This window comes from Pseudogulbenkiania sp. FW507-F1, from assembly GCF_058781125.1.
The window spans coordinates 16528-29960 of the sequence record NZ_JBYSWM010000018.1; the positions used below are offsets into that span (position 1 = coordinate 16528).

10 protein-coding genes are annotated in these 13433 nt (G+C 67.8%); 6 read left to right on the forward strand and 4 right to left on the reverse strand.

Annotated elements, in window-relative coordinates; translation table 11 throughout:
- Positions 1 to 211 precede the first annotated feature (211 nt).
- The 3 genes from AC3WG5_RS12625 to parC are packed head-to-tail and all read right to left on the reverse strand — an operon-like array spanning position 212 to position 5473.
- Positions 212 to 1558, reverse strand: a complete 1347-nt coding sequence (locus AC3WG5_RS12625) for a sigma-54-dependent transcriptional regulator (RefSeq protein ID WP_492568941.1) — start codon at positions 1556 to 1558, stop codon at positions 212 to 214.
- Positions 1551 to 3101, reverse strand: coding sequence for a two-component system sensor histidine kinase NtrB (locus tag AC3WG5_RS12630; RefSeq protein WP_492568942.1), 1551 nt, complete (start codon positions 3099 to 3101; stop codon positions 1551 to 1553). Before AC3WG5_RS12630 ends, AC3WG5_RS12625 begins: the two co-directional genes overlap by 8 nt.
- Positions 3098 to 5473, reverse strand: coding sequence for a DNA topoisomerase IV subunit A (gene parC / locus AC3WG5_RS12635; protein ID WP_492568943.1), 2376 nt, complete (start codon positions 5471 to 5473; stop codon positions 3098 to 3100). Before parC ends, AC3WG5_RS12630 begins: the two co-directional genes overlap by 4 nt.
- 73 nt (positions 5474 to 5546) lie before the next feature.
- Between parC and AC3WG5_RS12640 the strand changes: the two genes are divergently transcribed.
- Positions 5547 to 6014 carry a GNAT family N-acetyltransferase gene (locus AC3WG5_RS12640; protein ID WP_008955349.1) on the forward strand — a complete coding sequence of 156 codons (468 nt, stop codon included), beginning with the start codon at positions 5547 to 5549 and terminating at the stop codon, positions 6012 to 6014.
- A 149-nt stretch (positions 6015 to 6163) separates the two neighbouring features.
- On the opposite strand, the gene AC3WG5_RS12645 is transcribed toward AC3WG5_RS12640, so the two are convergent.
- Positions 6164 to 6913, reverse strand: a complete 750-nt coding sequence (locus AC3WG5_RS12645; protein ID WP_014088750.1) for a BPSS1780 family membrane protein — start codon at positions 6911 to 6913, stop codon at positions 6164 to 6166.
- 219 nt (positions 6914 to 7132) lie between these two features.
- Between AC3WG5_RS12645 and tkt the strand changes: the two genes are divergently transcribed.
- The 5 genes from tkt to fba all read left to right on the forward strand — a co-directional run bounded on the left by tkt (position 7133) and on the right by fba (position 13383).
- Positions 7133 to 9121 (forward strand): transketolase, encoded by a 1989-nt coding sequence (tkt, locus tag AC3WG5_RS12650; RefSeq protein WP_492568944.1) that lies wholly within the window; start codon positions 7133 to 7135, stop codon positions 9119 to 9121.
- 93 nt (positions 9122 to 9214) lie between these two features.
- Positions 9215 to 10228: a type I glyceraldehyde-3-phosphate dehydrogenase gene (gene gap, locus AC3WG5_RS12655; protein WP_014088752.1), complete on the forward strand. Its 1014-nt coding sequence runs from the start codon at positions 9215 to 9217 to the stop codon at positions 10226 to 10228.
- A 68-nt stretch (positions 10229 to 10296) separates the two neighbouring features.
- Complete coding sequence (locus AC3WG5_RS12660; protein ID WP_014088753.1) at positions 10297 to 11475, forward strand: phosphoglycerate kinase; 1179 nt, start codon at positions 10297 to 10299, stop codon at positions 11473 to 11475.
- Between the two features lie 120 nt (positions 11476 to 11595).
- Entirely contained in the window at positions 11596 to 12228 is a 633-nt protein-coding gene (locus AC3WG5_RS12665; RefSeq protein WP_492568945.1) for a LysE family translocator, read from the forward strand.
- Positions 12229 to 12318: 90 nt separating this feature from the next.
- A complete protein-coding gene (gene fba, locus AC3WG5_RS12670; protein ID WP_014088755.1) occupies positions 12319 to 13383 on the forward strand; it encodes a class II fructose-bisphosphate aldolase in 1065 nt (354 codons plus the stop codon).
- Positions 13384 to 13433: the final 50 nt, after the last annotated feature.

Below are 13433 nucleotides of genomic sequence, written 5' to 3' on the forward strand. Positions count from 1 at the left end.
TGGCACCTCAGCATGGGACTTGAGCCTCCATGATGGACGCGAAGCCGGCACAGAGGCAAGGAGATTAAGCGTTTGGCATGGCTGCGGCGAGCCGACAGCCACTTTTCATCACCCTGCTCCAGGTTCTGCCATGGCCCTGGATGATCCGAGGCGTGCCCGGCCAGGTTGGCCGAACACCGGGTCAGTCCGGCTTCGGCCAACCTGGGCGACGCTACTTGATGCCGAGGCGCTCCAGGCGGTAGCGCAGCGAGCGGAAGCTGACCCCGAGCAGCTTGGCCGCCTGGGTGCGGTTGAAACGGGTCGCCTGCAACGCCTTGACGATGGCATCGCGCTCGACCCGATCGAGGTACTCCTGCAACCCTTCGCCCCCGCCCGCCACCGGCGGCTCAGCCCCGCCCTCGCTGCACGCGGCATCGGACAACTGCAGGTCGGCCACGTCCACCCGCGCGTCGCTGGCCAGCGCCACGGCGCGTTCGAGAATGTTTTCCAGTTCGCGGAAGTTGCCGGGATAGTTGTACCCCAACAGCGCCTTCACCGCGTCCGGGCTGAGGCGCGGACGCGGGCCGTCGCCGGCCAGCCGCTCCAGCAGGCGGCCGACGAACAGCGGGATGTCCTCGCGCAGCTCGCGCAGCGGCGGCATGGTGAGCTGGATGACGTTGAGACGGTAGTAGAGGTCCTGGCGGAACGCGCCGCTGTCGACCAGCGCCGCCAGGTCGTGGTGGGTGGCGCACAGCAGGCGCACGTCGACCGCCTCCTCGGGGCCGCCGCCCAGCTTGCGCACGCGCTTCTCCTGGATCGCGCGCAGCAGCTTGACCTGCATCGCCAACGGCAGGTCGGCCACCTCGTCGAGGAACAGCGTGCCGCCGTTGGCCTGCTGGAAGAAGCCGTCGCGTTCGCTGTCGGCGCCGGTGAAGGCGCCCTTGCGATGACCGAAGAACTCGCTCTCCATCAGGCTTTCCGGGATGGCGCCGCAGTTGACCGGCACGAACGGCCGCGCCGCGCGCGACCCCTGCTCGTGGATCAGCCGCGCGGCCTGCTCCTTGCCGGTACCGGACTCGCCGTGGATGTAGACCGCGGCCTGGGTACGCGCCAGCCGCTCGATCAGCCGCCGCACCTCCTGCATCGCCGGCGATTCACCCGCCAGCCGCACCGCGCCGTCCACGACACCACCAGCCGCGCGTCCCTCCAGCGCCAGCGCCGATTGCACCAGCGTCCTCAGCTGCGCCAGGCTGACCGGCTTTTGCAGGTAGTCGAAGGCGCCGGCCTTCATCGCCGTCACCGCGTTGTCGGCGCTGCCGTAGGCGGTGATCACCGCCACCGGCACGTCGAGCCCGGCCTGGCCGATGTGCTCGACCACCGCCAGCCCTTCGCCGTCCGGCAGGCGCATGTCGGTCAGCGCCAGGTCGAACGGCTGGCGCGACAGCTGGCGGCAGGCGTCGCCGACGCTGGCGGCGGTGACCACCTCCAGCCCCATCTTGATCAGCGTCAGTTCCAGCAGTTCGCGGATGTCCGGCTCGTCGTCGACGACCAGCACGCGGCGGGGGGAGGTTCTAGTCATAGGCTTTCCGGCAGTACAGTCTGAAACGCCCGCCCGGGCTCAGGTAGGCGAGCAGGGCATCGTTGGCCTCGGCCAGCTCGCGGGCGATGTAGAGCCCGAGGCCGGTGCCGCTGCTTTCGGTGGTGTAGAACGGCTCGAACAGGCGGGACTGGTGCTCGGCGCCGACGCCGGGCCCGTCGTCCACCACGTCGATCAGGAGCGCGCTCTCGCTCTCGTCGACCTCGATGCGCAGGGAACCGGTATGGCGCTGGCAGTAACGCCAGCCATTGGCCAGCAGGTTGCCGAGAATCTGCGCCAGGTGGCCACGGTCGAAGATCATGGCGCGCGGGCTGTTGAAGGTGGTGACGATGCGCCCGGCGGCGGCAGCTTCGCCGAGCACGAACTGCTCGACCAGCTCGGCCAGCACCGTCGCCGGGCGCAGCACCTCGGGGCGCACCCGGTCGCGCCGGTTGAGCGCCAGCACCTCTTCCACTAGGCGGTCGATGCGCCGCGTATTGTCGCGCACCATCGCCGTCAGGCGCCGCGTGGCAGGATCGACGGCGTCCTCGCCCAGCAGCTCGGCGGCGTGGCTGATCGCCGCCAGCGGGTTGCGGATTTCGTGGGCGATATTGGCCGTCAGCCGCCCCAGCGCCGCCAGCTTGAGCTGGCGCGCCTCCTCCGCCAGCTCGCGTGTCTCGCGCAGGAACAGCAGCAGCGTCGGGGTGTCCCCGGTCAGGATCGGCACCATGCGCCCGATCAGCGGCTGGGGCTGGGCGTTGAGCTGCACCGGCCGCGCCAGCAAGGGACAGCCGTCCTGGCGCCAGTGCGCCACCGGCGCCGCCAGCTCGGGCAGCAGCTTGCCACGCTCGACCAGGCTGAAGTGGCGCGTGGCGGCGTCGTTGAACTGGCGCACCCGGCCTTCCTGGTCGAGCACCAGCACCGCCTCGCGCAGGCTCTGCAGGGCCAGCTCGTTGAGGCGGTTGAGCTGGGCGATCTCGCTGCCGCGCGCCGCGGCGAGTTGTTCCGACTCGCGCGCCACCCGGGCCAGCTGGTGGGTGGTGACACTGGTGACGAAACCGGCGCTGGCCAACAGCGCCGCCTGTACCAGTTCGCCGGTGGTGCCGTTCAGCGCCAGGATGTCGTACAGCGTGACCCCCAGCAGCGCCAGACTGGCCAGCGCGGCGTAGAACAGCGCGTAGCGGCCGGAGGCCAGCAGTCCGGCCACCGCCAGGTAAGGCAGCAGCAACACGCCGTAACCGCTTTTCACGCCGCCATTGAGCGCCATCAGCGCGACGATCATGACGATATCGACGCTGACCCCCAGCGTGACCTGCACGCCGTGCGCCAGCGGGCCGCGCCCGAGCGACAGCCACAGCCCGATCAGGATCGAGTAGGCCAGCACCCAGCTGTAGAACGCCGGCCCGGCCACCAGCAAGGGTTCGCCATCGAAGCCGTGCAGCTGCGATACCAGCAGCAGCACCAGCACGATGGTGCCGCGGAACGCGTTGAACAGCCTGAGCGCGTTGGCCGAAGGCAGCGTGAGCGAACGCGGCAGCTCGATCATGCGCGTCCGGCCGGCTCGACGATGGCCGTCACCAGCCACTTCTTCGGCAGCAACTGGCCGCGCCGCGCGCGCTTGCCGTCGTACTCGGCGAGCGTCACCTTCTCCTCGCTCTGCTTGCCGCGCACCGACTGCGCCGTCAGCTGCGCCTTGTCGCCGCCGACGAGGCCGATCGCAGTGAGCGCCTCGCCTTCGCCCAGCTGCATCAGCATCAGGCCGCGGCCCTTGGCCAGTTCCTTGAGCTCACCGGCCGGGAACGCCAGCAGACGGCCATTGTCGGCGGCCGCCACCAGCCGCAGCCCCTCCAGCTTGGCCGAAGCCGGCACGGCCAGCGGTGCGAGCACGCTCTCGCCGTCCTCCAGCGTCATGAACGCCTTGCCGGCCTTGACCCGCCCGGCCATGTCGCCGATCTTGGCGATGAAGCCGTAGCCGCCGGAGTTGGCCAGCACGAAGCGCGTGCTGTCCGTGCCGGAGATCAGCTGCGCCGGCTTGGCGCCGTCCTGCAGCTCGACCAGGCTCGCCACCGGCACGCCGTCGCCGCGCCCGGTCGGCACCACGGCCGGATCGACGGTGTAGGCGCGGCCCTTGGAATCCAGCACGATGACCGGCCACACGGTACGCGTTTCCACCACGGTCGCGAGCGCGTCGCCGTCCTTGAAGGAAAGCGCGCTCAAATCGACGTTGTGGCCGACGCGGGCGCGGATCCAGCCCTTCTGCGACAGGATGATGGTGACCGGCTCGTCGGCGATGGTCTGCGTCAGCACCGCGCGCTCGGCGGCCTTGATCTCGCTGCGGCGCGCGTCGCCGTACTTGGCGGCGTCGGCCTGGATCTCGTCGCGCATCAGCCCGGTCAGCGCGTCCGGCGTGGCGAGGAGGTGGCGCAGGCCGTCGCGCTCCTCGCGCAGTTCGGACAGTTCCTTCTCCAGCTTGAAGCCTTCCAGCCGCGCCAGCTGGCGCAGGCGGATTTCCAGGATGTCCTCGGCTTGCACTTCGGTCAGGCCGAAGGCCTTGATCAGGTCGGGCTTGGGCTCGTCCGACTCGCGGATGACGCGGATCACCTCGTCGATGTGGATGAAGGCGATCATCCGGCCTTCGAGGATGTGGATGCGCTTGTCCACCTGGGAGAGGCGGTGCTCGAGGCGGCGCGTGACGGTGCGGCGGCGGAACGCCAGCCACTCGGCGAGGATGGGCTTGAGTCCCTTCTGGCCGGGACGGCCGTCGAGCCCGATCATAACCAGGTTGAGCGCGGCGTTGCCCTCGAGGCTGGTCTGCGCCAGCAGCACGTTGATGAACTCGTCCGGGTCCTGCCGGCTCGACTTGGGCTCGAACACCAGCCGCACCGGGCTGTCGCTGTCGGACTCGTCGCGCACGCGATCGAGCAGCGACAACATCAGACTCTTCAGATTCTGCTGTTCCTGCGTCAGCGCCTTCTTGCCGGATTTCACCTTCGGGTTGGTGGCCTCCTCGATCTCGGCCAGCACCTTCTGCGCGCTGGAGCCGGGCGGCAGCTCGGTGACGATCACGCGCCACTGGCCGCGCGCCAGCTTTTCCACCTCCCACTTGGCGCGCACGCGCACGCTGCCGCGGCCGCTCTCGTAGGCGGCGAGGATGTCTTCGGGCGGGGTGATGATCTGGCCGCCGCCGGGGAAGTCCGGCCCCGGCACGTAAGCCATCAGCTCGGCGGTGCTGAGTTCGGGGTTGTCGAGCAGGGCGACGGCGGCGCCGGCCACCTCGGTGAGGTTGTGCGGCGGAATCTCGGTGGCGAGGCCGACGGCGATGCCGGAGGCGCCGTTGAGCAGCACCATCGGCAAGCGGGCCGGCAACAGCGCCGGTTCGTCGAAGGCGCCGTCGTAGTTGGGCACGAAGTCCACCGTGCCCATGTCGATCTCGGCCAGCAGCAATTCGGCGATCGGCGTCAGGCGCGCCTCGGTGTAACGCATCGCCGCCGCGCCGTCGCCGTCGCGGCTGCCGAAGTTGCCCTGGCCGTCGATCAGCGGGTAGCGCAGCGTGAAGTCCTGCGCCATGCGCACCAGCGCCTCGTAGGCCGAGCTGTCGCCGTGCGGGTGATATTTACCGAGGATTTCGCCGACCACGCGCGCCGACTTCACCGGCTTGGCGCCGTGCGTCAGGCCCATGTCGCGCATGGCGTAGAGGATGCGGCGCTGCACCGGCTTCTGGCCGTCGGCCACTTCCGGCAAGGCACGGCCCTTGACCACGCTCATGGCGTATTCGAGGTAGGCGCGCTCGGCGTACAGGTCGAGCGGAATCCACTCGCCGGCGTCGCCGTCGGCGACGGGTGGCGGCGGCGCGGCGGGGGGAGTGCCGGCCACGGCAGGCTCGGCGATATCGTCTGCGAAGAGGTCGTTGTTGTCCATGGCGGGCCGGACACGCGCCAAGGCGCATGTCATGGTATGTTGGTTGTCGGAATTGATCGGGGAGGATTGTACTATGGCCAGCTTCATCCAGTGGCAATGCCACCGCTTCGACGGCTTCACTCTGCTTACCCTGTACGAAATGCTGCAGCTGCGCGGGCGGGTGTTCGTGGTCGAGCAGCGCTCGATCTACGAGGATATCGACGGCACCGACCTCGATTGCTGGCATCTGACCGGCCGCGACGGCCAGGGCCGGCTGGTGGCCTACGCCCGTCTGATCGCGCCGGAACAGAAATACCCGGATGCCGCCGCCATCGGCCGGGTGGTGGTAGAACCGGACTGGCGCGGCAGTGGCATCGGTCGCCAGCTCATGGCCGAAGCGGTGCTGCGCACCGCGCGGCTGTTTCCCGGCGCGCCGATGATGCTGTCGGCGCAGGCCTACGCCCAGGACTTCTACGCCCACTTCGGCTTCGAGCGCGTGTCCGAGCCGTACGACGACGGCGGCATCCTGCACGTCGACATGCGCCGCCCACTCGACGAGTAAACCCGCAATCCACGCCGGCCTGCCACAGCAGGCGAGCGAGCCAAAGCAGGTTGAGTGCCACCAGCGCACAGGAACCGGAATGTACATAAATTCCGAGCATTGCCTGCGCTCAAGATGCAAAGGCGCAGCCGCCTAATGTGGATAGGTTCTCAAGGTTGGCCGAACACATCCTTCCACGCCGTGTAGCCGGTGACGTAAACCACCGGGAACCACAGCAGCAGGCCAAGGAACAAGGGCAGCGCCGCCAGCACGAACAACACGGTCAGCATCAGCCCGCAGGTCAGCACCGCCGGCCAGTTGGCGAGGCCGGCGCGGATGCTGAGCTTGAGTGCCGGCCACGCCGCCAGGCCGTTCTGCACCACCAGCGCCGGCGCGAACCAGTAGGCCAGATTGACCACGAACACGATCACGCCCCCCAGCAGCATGCTCGCCATCATGGTTCCGACGTGGCCCGGCGCGCTCATCATCTCGGGCGTCGGCACCGTCCCCCCCAGCAAGCGCAACAGCAACCCGAACCCCAGCAGGGCCGCCAGCAACAGCGCCAGATAGAGCAGGCCGACGCCGAACAGGGCCTGGCCGGCGCGGCGGAAACCGCCGAACAGGTCGGCCACCCCCAGTTCGTCATGGTGCTCGGCACGCGCCGCCGCCAGCACGAAGCCGCCGGCGAACAACGGCCCCAGCAGGAACGCCAGCAGGCCGCCGATCATCGGCAGCGAGCTGACCAGAAGATGCAGCCCGAAATAGGCCAGTGCGAACAGCGCCCAGGTCAGTGGCTGGTCACGCACGATCAGGAAAGACTCGACTATCCAGCGCCAGCCATGCGCCGCGCCCACCTGGCGCGGTTGCGGCGGCGACGTCGGGGTGATGGTCCCCGGCGGAGAGGTAAAAAAATCGCTCATAAACTCCGATCCTCGGGGCTCAGCTTCCATCATAGCCCCAACAATATGACAAGGTTGATCGCCGCCGCCCCGAACTGGCGGCAGCCGGTTGCCGCCCGGGGGTCAAATCAGCGATAATTTCATGATTTAGCGACGGTTCCGCCGCTTCGGCCACTGTTACGGCAGCGGCCCGGGCCGGTTTCCGTAGTTGACCCACTACAGTTTCGAGGTTTCTCCCGAATGGTCTCCCGTACCGAGCTTGCCAACGCCATCCGCTTTCTCGCCATGGACGCGGTGGAACAGGCCAAATCCGGTCACCCCGGCGCCCCGATGGGCATGGCTGACATCGCCGAAGTCCTGTGGCGCGATCACCTGAAGCACAATCCGGCCAACCCGCACTGGTCCAACCGCGACCGCTTCGTGCTCTCCAACGGCCACGGCTCGATGTTGCTGTACAGCCTGCTGCACCTGACCGGTTACGACCTGTCGATCGAGGACCTCAAACACTTCCGCCAGCTGCACTCCAAGACCCCGGGCCACCCGGAATACGGCTACGCCCCCGGCATCGAGACCACCACCGGCCCGCTGGGTCAGGGTATCACCAATGCCGTCGGCATGGCGCTGGCCGAGAAGATGCTGGCCGCCGAGTTCAACCGCGAAGGCTTCCCGGTGGTCGATCACACCACCTGGGCGTTCCTCGGTGACGGCTGCCTGATGGAAGGCATCTCGCACGAGGCCTGCTCGCTGGCCGGCACCTGGGGCCTGGGCAAGCTGGTCGCATTCTGGGACGACAACGGCATCTCCATTGACGGCGATGTCGAAGGTTGGTTCACCGACGACACCCCGGCGCGCTTCGAAGCCTACGGCTGGCAGGTGATCCGCAACGTCGACGGCCACGACGCCGAGGAAATCCAGACCGCGATCCAGACCGCCAGGAAAACGGCCGACCGCCCGACCCTGATCTGCTGCAAGACCGCCATCGGCAAGGGCGCCCCGAACAAGCAGGGCGGCCACGATGTGCACGGCGCGCCGCTGGGCGCGGCCGAGATCGCCGCCGCGCGCGAACACCTCAACTGGCCGCACGCGCCGTTCGAGATTCCGGCCGAGATCTACTCCGCCTGGGGCGCCCGCGACGCCGGCGCGGCGCGCGAAAACGAGTGGAACGGCCTGTTCGCGCGCTACCGCGCCGCCTACCCGGAACTCGCCGCCGAATTCGAACGCCGCATGCAGGGCGAGCTGCCGCAGGGCTGGGAAGAGGCCAAGGCCGCCGCCATCGCCAAGATCAACGACGCCGCCCAGACCGTGGCCACGCGCAAGGCGAGCCAGATCGCGCTCGAGACGTTCTCGCCACTGCTGCCGGAATTCGTCGGCGGTTCGGCCGACCTGACCGGTTCCAACCTGACCAACTGGTCCGGCTCGAAGTGGATCGACGCCCAGGGCAACGGCAACTACATCAGCTACGGCGTGCGCGAGTTCGGCATGGCCGCGATCATGAACGGCATGACGCTGCACGGCGGCCTGCGCCCGTACGGCGGCACCTTCCTGATGTTCAGCGAATACGCCCGCAACGCGCTACGCATGGCCGCGCTGATGAAGATCAACCCGATCTTCGTGTTCACCCACGACTCGATCGGCCTGGGCGAAGACGGCCCGACCCACCAGCCGGTGGAGCAGGTCGCCACGCTGCGCTACATCCCCAACATGAACACCTGGCGTCCGTGCGACACCACCGAGGCCGCCGTGGCCTGGGCGCACGCCATCGAACAGAAGACCACCCCGAGCAACCTGATCCTGAGCCGCCAGAACCTGCCGTTCGTGACGCGCGGCGCCCAGCAGATCGCCGACATCGCGAAGGGCGGCTACGTGCTGCGCGAAGCGGCTGGCGAGCTGAAGGCGGTGCTGATCGCCACCGGCTCCGAAGTGGAACTCGCGCTCAAGGCCCAGGCCGCGCTGGCCGAACAGGGCGTGGCGGTGCGCGTGGTGTCGATGCCGTCGACCAACGTGTTCGACAAGCAGGACAAGGCCTACCAGGCCAGCGTGCTGCCCGCCGGCGTGCCGCGCGTGGCGATCGAGGCCGGCGTGAGCGACTTCTGGCGCAAGTACGTGGGCCTGGAAGGCGCCGTGGTCGGCATCGACCACTTCGGCGAATCCGCCCCGGCTTCCGTGCTGTTCAAGGAATTCGGCTTCACCGTCGACAACGTGGTGGCCCAGACGCTGGCCGTCATCTGATCCTGAATAAATACAATCAAGGCCATCCCGCCATGACGGGATGGCCGACAAGCAACACAAAGACTTCTTGTTAAAATCCGGGAGAGAACCAATATGACCATTCGCATCGCGATCAACGGCTATGGCCGTATCGGCCGCCAGGCCCTGCGCTCGATCTACGAATACAATCTGCGCGGCGATTTCGAGATCGTCGCCGTCAACGCCTCGGGCGACCTGGCCACCAACGCCCACCTGACCAAGTTCGACACCGTGCACGGCCGCTTCGCCGCCGAGGTGAGCCACGACGAGAAGAACCTGATCGTCAACGGCGACGTGATCCCGTTCTTCTCCACCCGCAACCCGGCCGAACTGCCGTGGAAGGCGCTGAACGTGGACCTGGTGCTGGAATGCACCGGCGCCTTCACCAGCAAGGAAAAGTGCCAGCTGCACCTGGACGCCGGCGCCAAGAAGGTGCTGATCTCCGCGCCGGGCGGTGACGACGTCGACGCCACCATCGTCTACGGCGTCAACCACGACGTGCTGACCGCCGACATGACCGTGGTCTCCAACGCCTCCTGCACCACCAACTGTCTGGCCCCGGTAGCCAAGGCGCTGAACGACGAGCTCGGCATCGTCAAAGGCCTGATGACCACCATCCACGCCTTCACCAACGACCAGGTGCTGACCGACGTGCGCCACAAGGACCTGCGCCGCGCCCGCTCCGCCACCGAAAACATGATCCCGACCAAGACCGGCGCCGCCAAGGCGGTGGGCCTGGTGCTGCCGCAGCTGAAAGGCAAGCTGGACGGTTTCGCGGTGCGCGTGCCGACCATCAACGTGTCGCTGGTCGACCTGACCTTCGAAGCCGGCCGCGCCACCTCGGTGGAAGAAGTGAACGCCATCCTCAAGGCCGCCGCCGAAGGCCCGATGAAGGGCATCCTGGGCTACAACACCCTGCCGCTGGTCTCGTCCGACTTCAACCACAGCACCGAAGGCTCGGTGTTCGACGCCACGCTGACCAAGGTCTCCAACGGCAACATGGTGAAAGTGCTGGCCTGGTACGACAACGAGTGGGGCTTCTGCCAGCAGATGCTGCGCACCGCCCGCGCGCTGTTCGCCGCCAAGTAAGCCTTTGATCGCCCTACGCCGCGCCTTCGGCCAACGTGCTGCGGCGCGGCGTCCGTACGGATAGAGCCATGCAATTTCTCAAACTGACCGAACAAGACCTCGCCGGCAAGCGCGTGCTGATCCGCGTCGACATGAACGTGCCGCTCAAGCACGGCACCATCGGCGACGACACCCGCATCCGCGCCAGCCTGCCATCCATCCTGCACGCCCTGAAGGCCGGTGCCGGGGTGATCCTGATGACCCACCTCGGCCGCCCCACCGAAGGCGAGCCGAAGCCGGAAGACAGCCTGGAGCCGGTGGCCGAACGCCTGTCCGAACTGCTGGGCCTGAGCGTGCCGGTCAACAACAGCTGGCAAGAGCAGCCGCTGGTGGTGCACCCGGGTGAAGTGGTGATGCTGGAAAACGTGCGCCTCAACAAGGGCGAGAAGAAGAACAACGACGAGCTGGGCCGCGCCTACGCCGCCCTGTGCGACGTGTTCGTCAACGACGCCTTCGGCACCGCGCACCGCGCCGAGGCCTCGACCCACGCCGTCGCCAAGTACGCCCCGCTGGCCTGTGCCGGCATCCTGCTGACCGCCGAGCTGGAGGCGCTGGCGCTGGCGCTGGAAGCCCCGGCACGCCCGCTGGTGGCGATCGTCGCCGGCTCCAAGGTGTCGACCAAGCTGACCATCCTCGAGGCGCTGGCCGACAAGGTCGACCAGCTCATCGTCGGCGGCGGCATCGCCAACACCTTCCTGCTGGCCGAAGGCCACGGCATCGGCAAGTCCCTGGCCGAACCGGAATTGGTGGCCGAGGCCAAGAAGGTCATCGCCAAGATCCGCGCCCACGGCGGCGACGTGCCGCTGCCCACCGACGTGGTGTGCGCCAGCGAGTTCGCCGAGAACGCCGAGGACACGCTGAAGCTGGTCGACGAGGTCACCAAGAACGACATGATCCTCGACATCGGCCCGGATTCGGCCAAGGCCCTGGCCGACATCGTCGCCCAGGCCGGCACCGTGGTGTGGAACGGCCCGGTCGGCGTGTTCGAGTTCGAGCAGTTCAGCCATGGCACGCGTACGCTGGCCGAGGCGATCGCCGAATCCGACGCGTTCTCGATCGCCGGCGGCGGCGACACCCTGTCGGCCATCGCCAAGTTCGGCGTGACCGACAAGATCAGCTACATTTCGACCGGCGGCGGCGCCTTCCTCGAATTCCTCGAGGGCAAGGAACTGCCGGCGGTGGCGATCCTGCAGCAGCGCGCGCGGTAAAACGACCACAGAACCTGTCTTGGACGGTGGCGGCGCCGCAACAGCCTGCCAAGTAGGCTGGACACTACAGCGAAGCTGGCGGACCCTATAAGGTCCGCCACCCCAAACGGAGTCAAACCCATGTCGCTCAATACCTGGCTGCTGTTCCTCGTCACCGTGTTCTTCGTCTCGGCCACGCCGGGGCCCAACATGCTGCTGGCGCTGTCGCACGGCATCCGCTACGGCGTGCGCCGCACCCTGCCGACGCTGGCCGGGCTGCTCAGCGCGCTGGGGCTGATCATGGCGGGCTCGGCGGCCGGCCTGGGGGCGATCCTGGCGGCGTCCGAACTGCTGTTCTCGCTGGTCAAGTACGCCGGCGCGGCCTACCTGATCTGGCTCGGCATCAAGACCTGGCGCGCCGCGCCGCAGCCGCTGGCACAGGGGCCGGATAGCGGCAAGCGCGCCGAAGGCAGCGCCTGGCAGCGTTTTCGCACCGGCTTCCTGGTGGCGATGAGCAACCCCAAGGCCTTCGTGTTCTTCACCGCGCTGTTCCCGCAGTTCATGGACGCCAGCGCGCCGCAAGGCCCGCAGCTGATGGCGCTGGCCGGCACCTTCTACGTGATCGAGAGCAGCTGGCAGCTGGCCTACGCCGCCGGCGGCTCGCGCCTCAGGAACTGGCTCAACAGCCCGCTGCGGCTCTCCTGGATGAACCGCTTCGCCGGCGGCTCGTTCATGGCGGCGGGCGTGGCGCTGTCCGGTGTCAGCCGGCACTGAACGCCGTTTGGCACCGGCTTCGGCCAACCTTTTGATTTGATACCGGTGCCGTCGCGATGACGGCACCTTGCCTTATTCTGGAGAATTACCATGGCACTCGTTTCGATGCGTCAGCTGCTGGACCATGCAGCCGAATTCAGCTACGGCCTGCCGGCCTTCAACGTCAACAACCTGGAACAGATGCGCGCCATCATGGAAGCCGCCGACAAGGTTGACGCCCCGGTGATCGTGCAGGCGTCGGCTGGTGCCCGCAAATACGCCGGCGCGCCGTTCCTGCGCCACCTGATCCTGGCCGCGGTGGAAGAATTCCCGCACATCCCGGTGGTGATGCACCAGGACCACGGCACCAGCCCGGACGTCTGCCAGCGCTCGATCCAGCTGGGCTTCTCCTCGGTGATGATGGACGGCTCGCTGAAGAGCGACGGCAAGACCCCGGCCGACTACGCCTACAACGTCGACGTCACCCGCACCGTGGTGAACTTCGCCCACGCCTGCGGCGTGTCGGTGGAAGGCGAGATCGGCTGCCTGGGCAGCCTGGAAACCGGCATGGCCGGCGAGGAAGACGGCGTCGGCGCCGAAGGCGTGCTGGACCACTCGCAGCTGCTGACCGACCCGGAAGAAGCCGCCCAGTTCGTCAAGGACACCGGCGTGGACGCGCTGGCCATCGCCATCGGCACCAGCCACGGCGCCTACAAGTTCAGCAAGAAGCCCACCGGCGACGTGCTGCGCATCGACCGCATCAAGGAAATCCACGCCCGCATCCCCAACACCCACCTGGTGATGCACGGCTCGTCCTCGGTGCCGCAGGAATGGCTGGCCATCATCAACGAATTCGGCGGCGAGCTGGGCGAGACCTACGGCGTGCCGGTGGAAGAAATCGTGGAAGGCATCAAGCACGGCGTGCGCAAGGTCAACATCGACACCGACCTGCGCCTGGCCTCCACCGGCGCCATCCGCCGTTTCCTGGCCCAGAACCCGAAAGAGTTCGACCCGCGCAAATACCTGGCGGCCAGCACCATCGCCATGCGCGACATCGTGATCGCCCGCTACGAAGCCTTCGGCGCCGCCGGCATGGCCAGCAAGATCAAGCCGGTGAGCCTGGACACCATGGCCAACAAGTACCTGAAGGGCGAGCTGGCGCAGATCGTCAAGTAAGCCGCTGGGAAATAAATCGGCTGCGCGGCCCCATACCGGCCCTGCGATGC